This window comes from Enterocloster aldenensis, assembly GCF_003434055.1.
In the GTDB taxonomy this organism is placed as follows: Bacteria; Bacillota; Clostridia; order Lachnospirales; family Lachnospiraceae; genus Enterocloster; species Enterocloster aldenensis.
The window spans coordinates 204,603-223,626 of the sequence record NZ_QVEX01000007.1 but is presented as its reverse complement, the minus strand read 5'-3'; the positions used below and the strand labels follow the sequence as shown (position 1 = coordinate 223,626).

Annotated in this window: 10 protein-coding genes and 1 riboswitch; all 10 genes read right to left on the bottom strand. The window is 52.6% G+C overall.

Annotated elements, in window-relative coordinates; translation table 11 throughout:
- Positions 1 to 211: 211 nt before the first annotated feature.
- The 10 genes from xdhC to DWX59_RS16100 all read right to left on the bottom strand — a co-directional run bounded on the left by xdhC (position 212) and on the right by DWX59_RS16100 (position 18,828).
- Complete coding sequence (gene xdhC / locus DWX59_RS16145; RefSeq protein ID WP_117560234.1) at positions 212 to 697, bottom strand: xanthine dehydrogenase subunit XdhC; 486 nt, start codon at positions 695 to 697, stop codon at positions 212 to 214.
- Positions 690 to 1,577 carry a xanthine dehydrogenase subunit XdhB gene (gene xdhB / locus DWX59_RS16140; protein WP_117560233.1) on the bottom strand — a complete coding sequence of 296 codons (888 nt, stop codon included), beginning with the start codon at positions 1,575 to 1,577 and terminating at the stop codon, positions 690 to 692. Before xdhB ends, xdhC begins: the two co-directional genes overlap by 8 nt.
- A 16-nt stretch (positions 1,578 to 1,593) precedes the next feature.
- Positions 1,594 to 3,882, bottom strand: a complete 2,289-nt coding sequence (gene xdhA / locus DWX59_RS16135) for a xanthine dehydrogenase subunit XdhA (protein WP_117560232.1) — start codon at positions 3,880 to 3,882, stop codon at positions 1,594 to 1,596.
- Between the two features lie 79 nt (positions 3,883 to 3,961).
- The gene (locus DWX59_RS16130) at positions 3,962 to 5,356 is read right to left on the bottom strand and encodes an NCS2 family permease (protein ID WP_117560231.1); all 1,395 of its coding nucleotides are present in this window, start codon (positions 5,354 to 5,356) and stop codon (positions 3,962 to 3,964) included.
- A 107-nt stretch (positions 5,357 to 5,463) separates the two neighbouring features.
- The gene (locus tag DWX59_RS16125) at positions 5,464 to 6,738 is read right to left on the bottom strand and encodes an amidohydrolase family protein (protein WP_117560230.1); all 1,275 of its coding nucleotides are present in this window, start codon (positions 6,736 to 6,738) and stop codon (positions 5,464 to 5,466) included.
- 107 nt (positions 6,739 to 6,845) lie between these two features.
- Positions 6,846 to 6,941, bottom strand: a riboswitch (purine riboswitch).
- Positions 6,942 to 7,262: 321 nt separating this feature from the next.
- Complete coding sequence (locus DWX59_RS16120; protein WP_117560229.1) at positions 7,263 to 10,346, bottom strand: beta-ketoacyl synthase N-terminal-like domain-containing protein; 3,084 nt, start codon at positions 10,344 to 10,346, stop codon at positions 7,263 to 7,265.
- Positions 10,333 to 13,380 carry a pentapeptide repeat-containing protein gene (locus tag DWX59_RS29650; RefSeq protein WP_117560228.1) on the bottom strand — a complete coding sequence of 1,016 codons (3,048 nt, stop codon included), beginning with the start codon at positions 13,378 to 13,380 and terminating at the stop codon, positions 10,333 to 10,335. Before DWX59_RS29650 ends, DWX59_RS16120 begins: the two co-directional genes overlap by 14 nt.
- 15 nt (positions 13,381 to 13,395) lie before the next feature.
- A complete protein-coding gene (locus DWX59_RS16110; RefSeq protein ID WP_117560227.1) occupies positions 13,396 to 14,703 on the bottom strand; it encodes a hypothetical protein in 1,308 nt (435 codons plus the stop codon).
- A gap of 4 nt (positions 14,704 to 14,707) precedes the next feature.
- Complete coding sequence (locus DWX59_RS16105; protein WP_117560226.1) at positions 14,708 to 14,887, bottom strand: hypothetical protein; 180 nt, start codon at positions 14,885 to 14,887, stop codon at positions 14,708 to 14,710.
- Positions 14,869 to 18,828, bottom strand: a complete 3,960-nt coding sequence (locus DWX59_RS16100; protein ID WP_117560225.1) for an NHL repeat-containing protein — start codon at positions 18,826 to 18,828, stop codon at positions 14,869 to 14,871. Before DWX59_RS16100 ends, DWX59_RS16105 begins: the two co-directional genes overlap by 19 nt.
- Positions 18,829 to 19,024: the final 196 nt, after the last annotated feature.

Sequence of the window (19,024 nt, the reverse complement as noted above, 5' to 3'; positions counted from 1 at the left end):
AAAAGCAGCGAGGCGCTTCCTGCAGGCACTCATCTCCCTATTCCCATGAGGCGCTTAGCCAGGCTTTTAATCATACCTGTAAATGAATTGGGCGCCGCATGACTGCAGCGCCCTCTCTTTTCACTATGGGTTATCCCAAACCCTTATATTTTAAGATGCCGGCCAGGACTTCCTCAGGGTCCTGGCCATACACCGCATCTCCCATGGTGTGTTATTTCCCGACCACCTTATATGTTTCCTCCACAATCCGTTCCATTGCATTGAGGATGTTCTCATATCCGGTGCACCTGCACAGATGGCCGGAAATCAGTTTGCGCAGTTCCTCCCGGTTGTACCGCTTTCCTGTGCCTACAATCTCCACCGCTGACATGATTAGTCCTGGTGTACAGAAACCGCACTGCACGGCAGCTTCCTCGATGAATGCTGTCTGAATGGGACTCAGCTCGCCATTTGGGCCCTTAAGGCCCTCCACCGTCATGATGCGGCGTCCCTCGGCCCACATGGTCAGATAAATGCAGCTGTCAATGGCCTCTCCGTCAACCAGTACGGTACATGCGCCGCACTCCCCAACCTCACAGCCCTTTTTCACGCTGGTCAGTCCAAGGCGGTTCCTCAGGGTGTCCAACAGGGATTCCCTTGGGTCCACGGCCAATTCCACATCTTTTCCATTGACCGTCATATGAACGATATTAAGCATCCCACTCACCTCCTGCGTTGATTGCTGCCTGTCTCACCGCCCTCTTGCCAAGTTCTTCCACCAGCTGCAGGCGGAACTCCTTTGACGCCCTCCAGCTGGAACGCGGATTCACTTCCAAGAGCGCTCCCCTTCCAACCTTCTCAGCCAGGGCCTCCCCAAGCTCCATGCCGATGACCGACTGTTCTGTCTCATGGCAGCGGATGGGCGTGGGCGCTGCCACTCCATATGCAAGGCGCAGGTCAGCTATATGCTTTTTGTCTTCGGACAGTTTTACGGTTACGGCACAGCCCAGGGTTGCTATCTCCATGGCTCCCCTTTTTCCATATTTAATGTAATGGCCGCTGTATCCTTCATAATCCTCTTTTTTAATCCGGATGGAAACCAGCACTTCCTCATGCTTCCTCACGGTCCTGCCAGGCCCGGTGTACCACTGGCTGATCGGCACTTCCCGTATGCCCTCTGGTCCTTTTAATACCAGGACGGCATTCAGACAGCAGAAACTGCTGGCGCTGTCCGCACTGGTAACGCCGTTGCATACATTACCGCCTACCGTGCCGATATTGCGAAGCTGGGGGCCGCCTGCCATGTCCACCGCATCCCCCAGGATTGGAATCAGGTCCTGTATTATCTGATTGTTTGTAATATGGGAAAATGTGGTGGCAGGGCCGATTGCAATGGTGCCGTCCTCCTCCACACGGATGCCTTCCAGTTCCTTAATCCCATGTATGCTTACCAGGGAACAGCCTGCCAGCTTTCCTTCCCTGATTTTAATCAGTACGTCGCTTCCCCCGGATATCACCACTGCCTCCGGGTCCTTTGAGAGGGCGCGCACCGCATCGTCTACATCAACTGCCTGGTAGTATTTGTCAATATCATACATGCTAACACCGCCCTTCCTATATAAGTCCTGCTGCTTTAAAATGTTCCACCAGTTTCTGCGGGTCCAGGGGCAGGGAATCCACCGCCACTCCTGTGGCATGCAGTACCGCGTTGCGCACGGCCGGCGCCACCGGAATGGCCGGCGGCTCTCCCAGGGCCTTGTTGCCAAACGGTCCTGTCGGGTCATCCAGTTCCACAAACAGCGCGTTAAGGTCCGGCGTGTCCATGGATGTGGGAAGCTTGTAATCCAGCAGGTTGTCATTTAACGGCCTTCCCTTTGCATCAAAGAGCAGCTGTTCGCTGAGCCCGTATCCAAGCCCCATGCTCATGCCGCCGTGTACCTGGGCAGCCGCCAGTTTGGGGTTAATCAGGTTCCCGCTGTCATGGACGTTTACAATATTGGTTACCTTTACCTTGCCCAGAGGCATATCTACCTCTACCTCGGCAAAACATACGCCGGTTGCAAAGGTGTTTGTCTTGCAGTGGCTGGTTGCCTCTGCCGTGATATGGACGGAACGGTCCAGGCTGTAAAATGCCGTGGTAGCCAGTTCTTCCATGGCAAGAAGCGGTTTCCTTGTGTCCTTATCCACCACGAAATTGTTCTCTATATCCAGTGTGTCCTGGCCGCGCTTAAGCATATAAGCGCCGTACTCCAGTATCTTTTCCTTAAATATGGCTCCGGTCTTCTTGACTGCCATGCCGCTTACATATGTCTGCCTGGATGCATAGGCCCCTGTGTCAAAGGGCGTTATATCCGTATCCTGCGTGGACAGGACATTGACCTTGTCTGCTGTTATCCCCGTCACCTCTGCCGCCATCTGGGTAAACACCGTGTCGGCACCCTGTCCGATTTCGGTTGCGCCCATGGAAAGCTGCATGGAGCCGTCCTGGTTCAGTACCATCCTGCAGGCCGCTGTTTCCAGGGAAATGGGATATACGCCTGTCTTGTAACAGAAAATGGCCATTCCGATTCCCTTTCTTATGGGACCTGTCTGGTTCTCATATTCCCTGCGCTTCTCGTCCCAGTGAATGAACCGGCGGCCCTTTTCCATACATTCCATAAGGCCGTAAGTGTTGCATTTCACATGGGTGTGGGGGTCCTCATATCCCGGCCGCATACAGTTCTTCCTGCGGAACTCCAGAGGATCCATATGAAGGGCCAGGGCCAGGTCATCCGCCATACACTCCGCTGCAAAGGCTGCCTGGGGGATCCCGTATCCTCTCATGGCGCCGCCTGTGGCAATATTGGTGTATACCGTATAGGCATCGGACTCCAGAACCTTTTCATCATGATATATCTGCTTGAACTCATTGGATGAGTTGGCTACAATGGCATGTGCATGGGACGCATAACCTCCCTGGTTAGAGTATGCCTCCAGCTTCCTGGCCACCAGGGTGCCGTCCTTTCTGGCAGCTGCCTTTACCTTAAGTTCAATGGCATGGCGCACGCGGGTACATCCAAGGGTTTCCTCCCTGGATATCTCCATCCTCACGCCGCGCCCGCCCACCTGGGTGGTAAGGAATGCATTCAGCGGTTCATAGAGCACATCCTGCTTGTTGCCAAAGCCGCCTCCGATATACGGCTTGATAACACGGATCCTGCCCATGGGCAGCCCCAAGGCCTGGCTGATGACGCGACGCACAATATGGGGAATCTGGGTGGATGTGGTGACAATGATGCGGTCCTTTTCCATATAGGCAAAGGATATCGGTGTCTCAATATGGCAGTGCTGCACGCTCTGGGTCCTGTAATCCCTGTCGATTACCACCAGCCCTTCCTCTTTCACCGCCTCCTCAAAGGTACCCTCTCCCACGGTAAAGGAAGAGTGTGCAATCACATTGCCTGGTTTTTCCTCATGAAGCCGTGTTGCCCCTTCTGCCATGGCTGCTTCCACGGTCAGCAAAGGTTCATACTCCTCATACTCCACCTTGACCAGGCGGGCCGCCCTGGCAGCGGCAATCTCATCCTCTGCAATCACGGCAGCGATGTCATCGCCGTATACCCTGACCCTGGTATTGAGCAGCTTCCTGTCAGCAATGTCCTGGTGGGCTGTCTCCACCGACCATGGATGGCCTGGAGTGGGGAATTGGATATCCGGCACATCAAAACATGTGACAATCTTCACAACCCCCGGGACAGCCAGTGCCTCGCTTAAATCAAAGCTTTTTACCACGCCGTTGGCAATGGTGCTGCGCACCACCTTGGCCGTCAGAAGGCCCTTCGGCTCTAAATCAGCCGTGTACCTGGCTTCTCCGGTCACTTTATCCTTTGCATCAACGCGGGTCATGTTTTTACCAATTCCCATTCTATCTCCCTCCTGCATTGAGCACTTAGCGCCTGTCTTTTAGGCGCTTAGTGCGAAAGCACTTCGTGTGCGAAAATAGCTAGATTAATACATATTTCAAAACAAACAGCACAGCCAGGATATACATTAACAGGCTGATTTTCTTATCCTTCGCATGGCCGGTCACAACATTGATTACCACGTAAGAGATGACGCCCATTGCAATACCTTCGGAAATACTGTACATAAAGGGCATTGCGATAATAGCGATGTAGCTTGGGATGGCTTCTGTAAAATCATTAAAGTCAATCTTCAGGACAGAGGATATCATCAGGAAACCAACGATGATCAGGGCCGGAGCCGTTGCAAAGGAAGGGATGGCCAGGAAAATCGGTGACAGGAACAGGGACAGTCCGAAGAAAATAGCTGCTACTACGGATGTAAGGCCTGTTCTTCCGCCTTCTGCAACACCGGATGCACTCTCTACAAACGTGGTGGTGGTGGATGTACCAAATACAGCGCCAAGGGAGGTACCGATAGCATCAGACAGCAGCGCGCCCCTGATTTTAGGAAGCTTTCCGTCCTTATCCAGCATATCGGCCTTGGATGCAACGCCAATCAGTGTTCCCAGCGTATCAAACATATCCACAAACAGGAATGCGAACATGATGGTCACGAAGTTCAGTGACAGGATACCGGAGAAGTCCATCTTGAAAAAGGTGGACGCCATGCTCGGGATACCCAAACCGCTTGAAAAATCCGGTAACACGCTGAACATGCCAAGCTCTGCATTGGGCTGGTACAATCCGGTTACTTCACAGATGATTCCTAAAACCCAGGTAATCAGGATTCCCCAGAGGATATTGCCCTTTACATTCCTCACAACCAGGATACCGGTAATCAGGACGCCTAACAGGGCCAGAAGCACCGTAATTCCAACGGAGTTAAAGGTACCTGCCTCCAAAGATCCCTTAAAGGAAAACACGGATACAAGGGTGGCGCTGTCCACTACAATCTTGGCATTCTGTAAACCGATGAATGCAATGAAAAGTCCGATACCGGCAGACACTGCATGTTTCAGGTTCATTGGTATGGCATTGAAGATGGCCTCACGTACATTGGTCAGTGACAGCAGGATGAAGATAACGCCTTCCACGAAAACGGCTGCCAATGCCATCTGCCATGTGTAACCCATCTGCAGTACAACGGTGTAAGCAAAGTAGGCGTTCAGTCCCATGCCGGGAGCCAGTACGAAGGGATAGTTTGCAAATGCCGCCATGAGCAGGGTTGCCACCAATGACGCAAGGGCGGTGGCTGTAAAAACAGCTCCCCGGTCCATGCCTGTGGCGCTTAGGATATTCGGGTTAACTGCAAGTATGTATGCCATGGTCATGAATGTTGTGATTCCCGCAATGATTTCTGTCTTCACGTCTGTGTGATGTTCTGATAAGTGAAATACTTTTTCAAAAAACCCCTGATTTGCTTTGTTTTCCATACTTCATACCTCCTTGGTTTTAAGTACATGTGGTTTTACTTCTATCATGAAAGAACGTTTACCCCATACCGCTCTTTCTCACATATTCAGTTTTTATTCCGGCCGTTTCAGAATACCTGCCTGCCGGCCACATACTTGGCATCTATATGACGTTCATCCGAAATATAGATGAAGCGCTCCAGCCTGTCTTTTACATCCAGCGGCTGGGGATGTCTGAGGCTTTCATCATTCAATACCACGGCATCCAGTTCATATCCTGTTTCAAAGCTTCCCACCTTCCCAAAGAAGGCTCCGCCGCCCTTGGTTCCCAGGTAAAATGCTTCTTCCACGGTCAGCGGCTTTTGCTCCTCATCCACCAGCCTCCAGCGCATCTTTGACATCTGGATGGCATCTGCCATGGCCCGGAATATGGATTCCCCAACGCCTCCTGCCACATCGGTTCCAAGTCCCACATGGATGCCCTCATCCAGATAGGTCCTCACCGGCGCGATTCCGGATGACAGGTTGGTGTTGGACTGGGGACAGTGGGCAACAAATACGCCGTTCTCCCGCATCCTGTGCACTTCCTCCTCAGGCGGCCATACGCAATGGGCCATGATGGTCCTCACGTCTTTGCCGAACAGTCCGAAATGGTCGTATGCATCCCCATAAAATCCGGCCCACGGACAAAGCTCCTTTACCCATGCAATCTCTCCCCGGTTCTCCGACAGATGGGACTGCATGGCCAGACCGTACCTGACCTGTATCTCCTTCAGCCGTTCCATCAGTCCGTCGGAACAGGTGGGGATGAACCGCGGTGTGAGGATCGGTTCCGTGTTCCTGTACCTGCCGCTTATCTCCTCCAGCCATCTCACTGTCTCTTTTGCAGACGCCTCTGCGCTGTCCTCAATCAGGAAATCGGGACAGTTCCTATCCATGTTCACCTTGCCGATCATGGTCTTTAATCCGCTTTCCTCCATCAGGTCCATCAGTACTTCGGTGGCTTCCCTGTGAAGGGTGGCAAATATACATGCTCTTGTGGTAGCGCTGCGTTTCATGTTATCCGCAAATATGGAATATGCCTTTTTCGCATACTCCGCGTCCCTGTATTTGGCTTCCTCCGGGAATGTCCGTGTATTCAGCCATTCCAGCAGCTCTAAGTCCATACCTAGTCCCCTGAATGAATACTGCGGCGCATGGATATGCAGATCCACAAGCCCCGGAACAATCATCCGGTCGCCATAATCCTTCAGTGGAAATGCTGCATACTCTTGAGGAAGTTCTCTGTACACTCCGGCCGACCTGCCCTCCAGGCATACCAGATAACCCTGTTCTACGGTTACAAGGGTCTGGGCATCCTGGCTGTAGCAGATGTTGCCTTTTAATACAAAATTCTCTGCCATATGCTCCTCCTGTCCGTATCCACCTGGACAGCGGCTGGCCCGGGCAAATAAAAAAACCACCGCTGTTCCTAAGGTTCCACAACTGTCTGTCCCCGGTGCCCCGGGCAGTACAGATTGTGAAAACTTATAGTCAACTATTACGGTAGTTGGTAGAAACGCTCAACCTATTTTGAGCATATATAAGTTTTGAATACTTATACTTTTATTTAGTTACGTCATCTACTGACAACTTGAGTCTATCACAATAGACAACTGTATGTCAATACATCACATATTTTTTGTGCATTTTCTACATTTTGAATAAATTTTCTGTTATTAATCAGAAGAAATCTAAAATTATTTGTAAGAAATCGATATTCTTTATTGAGCATAACGCATTGGGCATAACGTTTTTTGTCAGTATGGCACAGGGCAATCTGCTGACAATCCATGTGCGCTTTCCATACCTGTAAAACGGAAGTACCGCCTGGCGACATGGCATGGCACCCGTACTGTGTTCCATGTCGGGAGCGGCACTTCTGCTGTTAATCCCTGCTGTATCTATAATCCTTTAGAATCATATCCATCCATTCCCCCAAGGGTTGATTCCCCTGAAGTTCATCCAGGGACACATGTATTTTCAACATGTCTTCCAAATCAGCCTTGATTGCGTATATGGATAAGGAATCCGGCTCCATATCCCCAAGGGACTGTCCCTCATCCAGGGAATCCGCATCCAGGCTTAAGGCATCTGCAATTATATCCCGTATTTTATTTCTGACAGGAAGGATATCCACGGCCTGTCCGGGCATACATCCACCGGAGGACCGGAATCCGTCAGCTGATCCGGTCCCTCCGGCTGCACGGTCCTGTCCAACAACCGCGCCGGTCCTGACATATGGGCCAATCCCGCCAGCTGTGCCAACCTTTCCGCCAGCCGCGCCAATCCCGCCTGTTCCTTCCAAATCCGTTTCATTCCCAAGGTTTTCCTCTTTTCCAACCGGGATGTTGCCCTTATCCGGCGATTCCTTCCTAAAGCCTTCTATCCGGCCCAGACACTCCCCTGAGGCGGAATAGATAAAGGCATTGCCAACCGTAGAGATTCCGGTCCTGGATTCCAGTACGGCATAAACATAAATATACGGCCCCTTTTTCCGGCCCATGGCGCATCTGCGGATTCCCGACGGGATCTGGAAACCGGAACCCCCGTCTAAATCAGTTTCAAACTCCGCTGCCAGCAAAGCCTGGAAACAGCAGTCAATCTCCCAGGTACTCCATTCCCCGCTGTCTGCCACGGATATCCTGGCAAGGCAGGTGTCCGTGCCGCACCATGCTTCCTCAATGCCTTTAAAGTGCCCTTCATAGAGAAAGCCCCGTTCTTTCAGTTTTCCATAAACCTCCTCCTGGCCCATATGGACCAAAAGCCCGGATTTCAGATACTCCGGATTGCCGGGCAGCCAGCTGTCTGATTCAAAGTCCCCCCTGTATCCGGAGGCAAGGAGCAGGAAGCCTTCCTTACGGTGCCGGCCATATATCCTGCTGTTACCTGTCAGTTCATCTGTGAATACCTGAATCCGTGACCTTTCATTTCCCATGTACAGCGGGTACTGAAAACAGATATCATTTAGGCACCAGACGTTTTCCGATTGTGCCGGATACTGCCGGATTTTCTTATCCCGTTCCAGAATCCTGCCCGCATCTGCCATCGCGCATATATATCCTGCCCCTGGATAAAGCAGCCGTCCCTTCACTTTGTGACCGGACAGATACCGATGGCTTTCCAAGGATATCTCCTGTTCCCAGCCGTATCCCGCCACAGTCAGACGCCGTCCTAGCAACGGGCTGTCTGTCGGCCAAAGTCTGTAGGACCGGCTTTCCCTGCTCTCATTCCAGTAAGACTTTTTCTGAAAACAGCTGCCCGGCAATGCAGCCAGCTTCCCATCCGGATAGATGCGCTCCCATTCAAATTCCTCCCCGTCCAGATACGGCCGTACATACTGATATATTTCTTCCTGACCTGGTTTTCCCAGCTGCTGTTTAAGCCTGCCGGACATGATGAGCTGTCCCTGTGTTAAAGACCGTCCCCCACCTGTCTTTGTCCGTACCTCTGCCAGTATATCGTCCAGGTCTTCCCTGCCGGCAAATGCCAGTATGGCCCGGAAGGGATAGTGGCTCCTTCTTACCGCTGCCGTGTAACATATATCCCATAATGCATCCTGGCCAGACAATGCCCCTTCGTACCTGGCTGCCAGACCGTCAAGGGCAGCCTCGCTGGTTCCGGAAAGGGGCAGGAGGTAAATTTCCCTTGTATGTACCGTGCCGGTTTCAAGGGGTTCCTCCTTTTGCACAATCATATGGACATTCGTACCCCCATATCCAAAGGAGTTGACTGCCCCTGTCCTTTTTCCATGTTCCGGCACCCACTCCCTGTTTTCTGTCACCACCTCAACCCCTTTTTCTTTAAGGGACAATTCCATCCTTGGATGACTGCAGTGAAGGGTGGCCGGTATCTCCCCATGCTCCATGGCCAGAAGAAGTTTTATAAGCCCGGCTATCCCGGCAGCGGATTCGCCATGTCCGATATTTGTTTTGACGGAGCCGATATAGAGCGGATGCTCCTTTTCCCTTCCATATATCCTGGAAATGGACGCCGCCTCCACCTGGTCGCCTATTTTGGTGCCGGTTCCATGGGCTTCCACGTACTGTACATCTTCCGGCCGGATTCCCGCGCGGCTGCAGACAGTATCCATGAGACGTGCCTGTGCCTGTTCATCTGGCGCATATATGCCGCTGGTTTTCCCATCCTGGTTCATTCCGCTGGACAGGATGATTCCCCATATCCGGTCATGGTCACGGACAGCATCTTCCAGGCGTTTAAGCAATACCATCCCCGCCCCCTCGCCTCTTACATATCCATCTGCCTCCTCTGCAAATGCCCTGCACCTGCCGGTTGGGGAAAGAAAGCCGCTCTTGCTCTCCACAATAAAGGAATCCGGTGTCAGAAGGAGCTGCACCCCTGCCGCCAGGGCCATGTCACAATCCCCCTCCTCCAGGCTTAAGCATGCCTGATGGACGGCTGCCAGGGAAGAGGAGCATGCCGTGTCAATGGACATGGACGGACCCTTGAAATCATATAGGTAGGATATGCGGTTGGACAGCATGGTGGCTGAACTGCCGGCCGCGGAAAAACTGTTGACATCCCTTCCTCCCTGCTCCCTTCGCTGCATGATTAGGTAATCAGAACCAAAATTCCCTACAAATACCCCGGTGCGGCTTCCTCTCAGTTTCCGGGGTACATAACCGCCGTTCTCAAGGGTTTCCCAGGTCAGCTCCAGAAGGATCCGCTGCTGCGGATCCATATATTTTGCCTCTGTCTCAGATATGCCGAAAAAACCTGGGTCAAATAAATCCACACCTTCAATAAATCCTCCCCACTTGGAAATGCTTTTTCCAGGAGCCTCCCTGTCCTTGTCATAAAAATGTGTGATATCCCACCTGTCCTGCGGAATCTGGCTTATGGCATCTGTCCGGTTTTTAAGCATGGCCCAGAACTGCTCCGGCGTATCGGCTTTTCCCGGAAACCTGCAGCCCATTGCCACCACCGCTATCCTACGGTCATCTTTCTGCATATACACTTATATTACATCCCCTTTCCCGCGAACACCATGTCATGGGGCCGGGTATGCACTCCGGTTCCTTTGGCAGGCTCGCGGCCTTTAAAACCTGTTCCCAAGTCATGCGCACAGAGGGCCTTTTATCGGTAACCACTGATATGTTCTGTCCGTTAGGGCAGATGCTTTCACCCTTTAATAAGTCAGGTATCCATTTGGTGGCCGCCATCACATTCCGCTGCTGTTCATAGACATGTCCAGGCCCGATCCTCACGGTTCCAAATACTGTACCGTATACATCCAGGCTTACTCCCGGCTTACGTACAACATAAAATTCCAGGTAACCCTTTTTCAGTTTTGTCTGTTGGAGGGTTCCATTGTCAATGCTCCAGCACAATCCGGCTTTCACCGCATACACTGCCGCATCCTTGTCCAGCCCATATCCGCTGTCCTTGAAAATGCCCTGCAGCCCGGGCGGTATGACGCAGCGGTCCAGCTGGCGGACAAAATCCTCCCTGTCGCCCATAGACATAAGCGGGACACCGTCAATCCCTCCCCTTACCTGAAGCAGGCCGAATTCCATTATAATCTGGTAAACAGGCTCCCCTGTCCCAGACATAATCCTCCATTTATAATTATCTTCATCAACCTTTACATAGGCATTCTTTGCAAGATTGATTCCATGGGAAGAAAAAACCTCCCGCAATTCCTCAAACACCGGTTCGTTATCATGGTTGAGCATGTTCCGGTAATCTGCGGACGTTTTCCCGTCCAGGGAAAAATACCATTCCACGGGAACCGCTGCCGCGGCATTGGTGAATATGGCGTCTTCAATTTCACTGGCAAAGAAGTCTGCTCCCTGGACGGATGCGTCAGCAAATGAAACCCTCCTGCCGCCATCCCCGGGGCGCAGCACGGCTCCCCTGAAGTTTGTGCCTATCAGCACGGCCCGGTCAAATATGCAGCCTTTTAAATCAGCCTGGGCAAAATTCATGGTCCCCAGGTTGGCCCCTGTAAAATTAACATGATGCATATATGCTCCCGTGGCGCCTGCATGGGAGCCGTACCAGTTAACCCCGCTCATATTTACCCCGTTTAAGTCAGCCCGGTTAAACACTGCATCCGGCATATAGGCGTCTGTCAGGTCCGCTGCAAGGGAACTTGAATCCATGCTGCTTCCAAGGACAGCCCCTGTAAAGTCTGATTCCTGCAGGCAGGCATTGGCAAGACAGGCATTGACCAGACAGGCTCCCTGTGTAAAATGCGCCTTTTTCAGATTTGCATAGCTCAGGTCCGCTCCTGTCAGATCCGCCCCGTCAAAGTACGCCTCTTCCAGATCCGTACCCTTCATATGCAGCCCTTTCAGGCTCATCCTGCGGAAATTACACCGTGTCATCCTGGCTCCTTTAAACACAGTGGTGCAATCCAGGTGCGATTCTGTAAAGTCCGCCTCCCGGCAGGAAGTATCTGAAAAATCCACCCCCTGCAGAACAGCCCCGCGCAGGCTGGCCCGGTCCAGGCAGCTACCCCTGAGCACTGCCTGGGTGAATGTCCCTTTGGCCCCATTAAGGTCTTTAGCCTTACACTGTATGAGGGAAGCCTTTATGAAGCTGGCTCCCCTGCAGTCCATGTTCCCGAAATCACATTGGTTCATAAACGCCCGGTCAAAGATGGCACCGCAGGCATCCGCACATGCCAGTGTGGTTTTTATCATGGTACATTCCGTCATATCCACATTCCGCAGGACCGCATATCTTAAATCCGCCCATTCCAGGTCTGCCCCCCTGGCCCCGCCAAGCACCAGCCGGCTAAGGCTGCCGGTAACCGTCTCAACATGGAAGCAGGCTGTATCCGGCAATTCTTCCCCTTGACTGACGGATATCTCTGACAGATGACCGTCCTCCACATTCATGTAATATCTGTTTTTTTCTTTATCTTCCCGGTAAAAGGCCCACAGTTCCTCTGTTTTTTTAATCATCCGCAATACTTCTGCCGTTCCCTGATCCTGCTGGTCTGCCTGATAGCCGGACCCGGGTGTCCATGAAATGTACATCCCGTTCATTGCCTGGATTACTGCTTCATTTTTATGTATCCCATAAAGATTAAACCTGTCATCCGGATTGCTTTCGGATATTGGATTCCCTATGTCTTTATCTGACATAACATCAAGGCTTCCGTCTGCTTTTATTATCATCCTGCTTTTATCCCACGCAGCAAATCTGTACTTGCCCTGGAATACCATTCGCAGTCCTGCCATTCCTTCTTCCCCGTCTTTCGTTACCTGTTCCACTGATATCTGGCCCGGGCTTCCCGGATTTCCCGGTTCTCCCGGACTTCCGCACACACCGGGACAGCCGCCCTGGGCCCTGGATGATTTCCTGGGTCTGGCAATATAGCGTTTTTTCCGGAACAGCCCCGCCATTCCATGTTTCACGGCATTCCTGCCTATTCCTGCATCCTTTCCATTCATTCCGCCCGGACCTCCCGGGCCGCCGCAGCCGCCCGAACCAGGTTTCCCTCCCTTCCCGCCGTCGGCCCGGACTGTTATGGGTTCCGGAATCCGGGAGGTGCCAAAACGCACGGTTACATTGCCGCCGTTTCCGCCATTTCCTCCGGAACCGCCATTGCCCCCGCTGCCGCCGCGGCCTCCTATGCCGCCTTTCCGTGGCCCATATCGGCTGATGTATACTGCCAGCTGTTCACCTGCATCACCGCCCGCGCCTCCGCGTCCGCCTCTTCCGCCCTTCCCTCCGTTTCCTCCGGCTCCGCCGCCAGCCCATATGGATATGGGGCGGTCAACCGTGAATACCCGGCATTCCAGGAGCAGGCCGGGACAGTCCTGTCCCGCCGCTCCCCTCTCTCCGTTGAATCCATCCTGCATCTTTCCTGCGTCCCGGCCATTCCTGCCTGGCGTGGCCTGTATATAGCGCTTGTGCAGGAAGCCTTTTACCCGGCCCGGCTCCCCATTCCCGGCTTTCTCCAAAAGATCCGGACCGTCCCGGCCATCCTTTCCCCATGTGCCGGGCGCTGCCTCAATATAAATGTCTGCCATATATCCACCTCCTGGCTAACCAATGTATAAGCCGTTTACATAAACCTCCCCAGGAATACCTGGGGTACCTGGCGCCCCGTTTCCTCCTTCTCCCCCGTCGGGGCCGTCATACTTGGCTTCACTGGGCACGTAGTTTCCCTTATCATCTATGGTTTTCCCCCCTTTTCCCCCATGTCCTGCCTTACCGCCTTTTCCTGGCAGTCCTCCCCTTCCGCTGACACCTTTTAATTTCTCAGCCTCATCCGGGGAAAGAAGCTGAATCCGCGCATCCGGAGACTCTTCCTGGCTGAAGTAAATGACGACCTTTCCACCATTGCCTCCATTGCCGCCGGCTCCTCCATTGCCTCCGGCCCCGCCTTTCCCTCCGTATCCCGGATTGCCTTTTGCGCAATGGCCGGTGGGCTTGGCTGCGTCTCCTCCTTCCCCGCCGTTGCCGCCGTCCTTTCCATTTCCTCCGTTACCTCCGTTGCCCCCATAGCTGAATACATAGTGGGTGCCAATCATCTGCTTAACCTTGTACTCCACTCCTGCGCCATTTGTACCGGATGTTCCGTTCTGACCATTTTTTCCATTATCACCATTGGCTCCCCGGTCCGCATCCCGGGCTTTCACATCGCAGCCGTCCTTTGAATCCCGTCCCTGGCCTCCGTCATTTCCCTTGCTGCCATCCGCAGCCCTTCCAGTCTCATCCTCTGCGTTGGTTCCGTTCCTGCCAATACTGAAGGTGGCTCCGCTTTCAGACTCAAGCTTATCCGCAGTCACCTGGCATTCACCATGTGCAATAATCTCGGCCCCTTCCTCTACAATCAGCTCATTACAGTCCAGCACCGTACAGCTTGTCCCTTCATCTCCCAGAATCAGGGGATGGCCCTTTTTTACAACCACTTTTCCTGCACTGTACACAGGAATCATCATCGGCTCCTGAAAATACAGGCGGTTCAGTATATCCCTATAAGACTCAGCAAGCCTGGAATCCCCATATATGTACTGCTGAAACGCATGGCAGATATCCGCCCTTTCCAGCGGGCTAAGCTGCTGCTCCGTATATTCCCCGGACTTTTCCTTCCAGCCCTTGAGGCCCCAGTTCAGATCACCGCCGTTGTTCATGACGGCCAGCTGGTCCGGTACGCACATCTGCTTCAGCTCATCAATGTTCCTGAATAAAAGATAGGATGGCTGTATCCCGCTTTTTCCCTTTGGGTTCAGATGGAGCCCCTCCGGATAGTCCGATGTGAGGATGGGGGATTCCACCCTGTAATCCCCATCCCTGTGACACTTGAAATATTCCCTTTGCTCTTCAATTACCTGACTGATTATATCCATTATCTTATTCTCCTTTTTTTATGATTTCCCTTACCTGGATTACGGTCCTTTTAACATTCCCCGGTCTTGCCTGTATGCGTATCCGGCCTCCCGGCATCAGGGTGATGGTATCAAAGCCATATGTCCCTCCTGCGGCCAGTATGAGCGGGTTCCCTTCTGTGACCACTACCTGTTTCTTCTCCATGTATCCACCTCTTTCCTGAGAAGCATGTAGACATAGTACTCATCCACACAATAAATGATATCAAATACCACGGGTCTTACAGTTCCCTCCACTTCCTGGTCATCCTCAATCACATACCTGTCATCCTGCTTTACCAGTCTGGCCGAAGCCGTAAGCGTAATACCGTGGGGCTTAAAGCGCTCCCTGAGTTTTCCAAGGTTTCCGCCCTCCAGTTCCTGCTGCGCATCCTTTTCCAGGGTAAACAGGGGGGACGTAGGCACCCATCTGCTGACAGACGGTTCCGTCTTTCCATTACTGCCTGTAATTTTCTCAAAGTTCAGCGTGTACAGGTTCCTGAATTCATCTGATTCCAGCCTGCCTGCATTGATATATTGAGGCGCTTCCGGCTGCAGTCTGGAATCCGGCGTCCTCACCAGGAAGCTTCCGTCCGGATTATAAATATCTACATGGTAATCGGAAACCTGATTCCCGCTGCCATGGTAAGACAGTACGAACAGATACCCTTTCTCATCCGTACAGAAGTCCAGATACGTATCATCCTCCAGGCCGTTCCAAAGATTCATGTAGGACAGGTTCTCATAAAACACCGCCTTTTCCCTGTCAGTCCCATCCTGCTCAGCCACATAGGACCTGCCGCCCTGCAGGTCATCCAATATCCAGCGTCTGCCCTTATGGGCAACCGATACCGTCATCTGGGCCAGGCCGTCCCATACCAGCAGGCTTTCACCTGATTTCGTGACCACATATGATATATCCCTCTGTATCTCGCATATCTTCCACACGTTCCCAGGTTCCACTGTCCGGAGCCGGATGTTATCTTCATCACGGTAGATATAGACGCCTGCGTCTGAAAGCTCCTGTAAAAATGCATCCGACACAATACCTTCATCCAATTCACCTGAAAATTCCTGGTCTGTTATCCCACACAATCCGGTAAGGCCGGCATTGCGGTATGCCTCCTCCATCACATCCGTGAACCGTTCCCCATCCAGGTCATTCTTCACTGCCTGCAACGGCATCTCAAACAGACACCTTCCCAGGAAACCTGCCACCGGGTTCCCGTTCTCATCAAAGCCCTGTATACGCCTGTTGCCGGATTCCAGGATCAGGATCCTGCCGTCCGCCGCTATCTTCACAGCCCTTGGCCCATTAATCAGCCCTTCCCTGAACCCTTCTCCTGAGAGTATCTGCGACTGGGGCGCATCCGCGTCATGGCATCCCTCCTTTGGCAGCTTCAGGACCTCAATCTTATTGGTCTCCCAGTTAATGCCGACCACGGTTCCGCTGGGGTGGATTACCAGGTCATCCAGATGGGGCTGCATGAACCTGCCATAGCTGTAGGCTGGTTCTGACAGCCTGAATCCCTGCTGCCCGTCCATCAGATCCACCTTTCTTAAATGGCACTGGCTGTTTCTGGTATCCAGGATGAAGTTATCCTCCCCTGTCCCAAATTTGTCATAGACAATACAGGGTTCCTCCGTAAAACCGACTTCTGATTCCTTGAGACGTTTGTTGACTTCCTCATCCGACAGTGTGGAGATGTTCTGTATCATGAACGATATCCCGCCTGCCCGGTCCTTTGGCATCCCAGGCGCCTCACCGCCAGACTGAACCGGATGGGTCACGCCGGTCCCTGCACCGGTTACGGCGGCGCTCCATACATAGCCCGCCTGCTTATAAGCACTGTTGTATGTAATGCCGCCCAGGCGGTACAGGCATCCGCCTTCTGACGCGTGTCCCAGGTCAGCCACGGTTCCCGTTGGCAGACGGCCGGATTCCCACTTGTATGCGCCGTTTTCATAGGCCAGCTTTTCCTTGTGCTCATACTGTACATCCATTGTGAGGGGAATCAGGAACTCTTCAATGGCACCCTTTACTTCCATGCAGTCCTCACCCTCATCCGGCATCGCATCCTTCCAGCCGCTGTCCCATCTCCCGCAAATCCAGTCATTTTTTGTGAATACAGACAGGACCAGGCGCAGCGAACCTCCGGCAGGCACGTTGGTGAACGCCGCAGAAACCGGCTTCTTGGTACTTGTCTGCCCAAAAACGCCTGTTACGGTTTTGGTGGTTCCTCCCTTGTAGGACAGCATCAGCTGCCATTTGCAGGCTGTGGCGGGCCAGACCGCTGTATCCGGATGTCCTTTTTCACCATGTCTTGGATCGGGGCTTATCTCTGCCTTTAAATCCATGGATCTTGTAATCTGGGTGGTCATGACGGCTGGGGACGCACACACTTCAATGGTTGTCTCTAAAATCATGGCCGCATCAATGGCGACGTTGGCAATCCTCATGATCCATCCCGCAACCGGAATGCAGGCAGCAGCCTCCTGAAGCGTAATCTGTCCGATGATCCATACCAGGATTTTCTCAAACAGTTCCTTGACCAGGATGCCGCCAATGGTTTTGGCAGCCAGCTTAAGCCATCCGTAAACCATCTCTTCTGCGCTCTGGCTGCTGATGGGAGGCTGTATGATGGATATTATCAGCTTGGCCACGTCTTCCACAAACACACGGTCCTTAAGCGCATCGGTCAGTACCTTTGTATTTAAAAGGCCGGCATCCGCTGCCAGGAAAAAGGAGGGGATACCCAGCTGGAATATAGCTGTAAGTGCGATTCCCGTGGCACACAGTTCAGGATCATATGCCGAGGTCCCCAATCCTGCAAAGTACAGGTTCAGCCCTGACGCGTCCTTAGGAAGCGCTGTCTCAATGGTTGTTCCGCCAGCCGGGATCGGGATTCCCATAATGGTATCCACCGGACCTATGATACGGTTGTAAGACCTGCCTCCCATAGGCTTTCCTGTATCATCAAGATATTCCACATAGGCGGCCAGGGTACGCAGAAAACTGTTAAGCGCATCCACCTTCAGGGTATCGCCTGAAACCTTCAGGGTGTTATCCTTTATCTCCACCCCGCACATGGATGCTCCCTGACTGACGGTCCACTTTGCGCCTTTTCCCGCCTTCGGGGCAGCCATGGCCTTCTTCTGGTCCATCCACTGCCTTGTCTTAAACTCCTGGCACTGCGCGCCCTGTCCATGTTTCAGATGCCATGACTGGTTCTGCAGGCTTTTGTCCTGGCTTGCGGTTCTCAGCGCTCCCTTAAGGGGGTCCTTGGCATCCTTGAGCACGTCCTCGTTCAAATCGTAAATCTCTACCTTGTCCCCTGCCTTATGGCCCAACACATCGTACTCATATGTCATGGCTTCCTTTTTCTTTTCATCCCATGCATAGGTCCTGAAGGCCCAGCCCTCTTCACCCTTTGCCCCGATTGCCGTGGCAAAATCCAGAAGCTTCTGGTACTGTTCCCTGTCATAGGTAACCGGCGGCGCAATATGCCGGTTCATCACCACGGCTGCCGTGTATGGCTGCGCATTGGCCAGGTCCGGATGCTGGAACAGGAGTGACTTGGCAATATCCATGGGAGTCAGCACCAGGTCAATGTCCCTGTTAATCTGTGAAATCCGTTCCATTAGCTGTGGCTTCCCAAGCCCCTGCCCGCTTAACCTGGCGCATGCATCTGCATAATCCGCACCGTACATGCTCATCTTGGCATCCCAGAACACCCCATCCCCCGCCTGGTCAAGGGCCTCTTGTTCCAGGAAACGTTCCTTGTGGCAGGCTGGAATATAGAATGAGTGGTGATACATCTTCGGCAGGGTAAATCCATTCCCGTCCCTGCCGGCAGATACCACCTGAAGCCGGTGCAGCCTCCGGTCAAAACCATCCCCTCTCCCTAGCCCATCCTTCCTTACCTCTGCGTAGTACATCACATCCTTGAGCCTGTCCTGTGCCATGACCGCCAATGCAGCGTTTTTCTCCCTGGCCTTTTCCAAGGTTTCGGGGGTGTGCTTCATCACCTTGTGCCTTTGCCCATCCACCATAAGCACCAGTTCCTCCCCGTCCCTTACCCCGGGCAGCATTAATTGAAAATACATATATGTGTTCCTCCTTTTTTCTTTGTGTCTTTTTAAGACACTTTCAGGATACCACCCCTCTCACTGCCTGTCAAGCTTTTTATAATCTTTTTAAGACACTTTATGGGATTATTATTGATTTTGTATAAAGAATGTGATATTATTAAGACACTAATTACAGTTTTAGGGATACGACCCCTAAAACAAAAGGATAGGA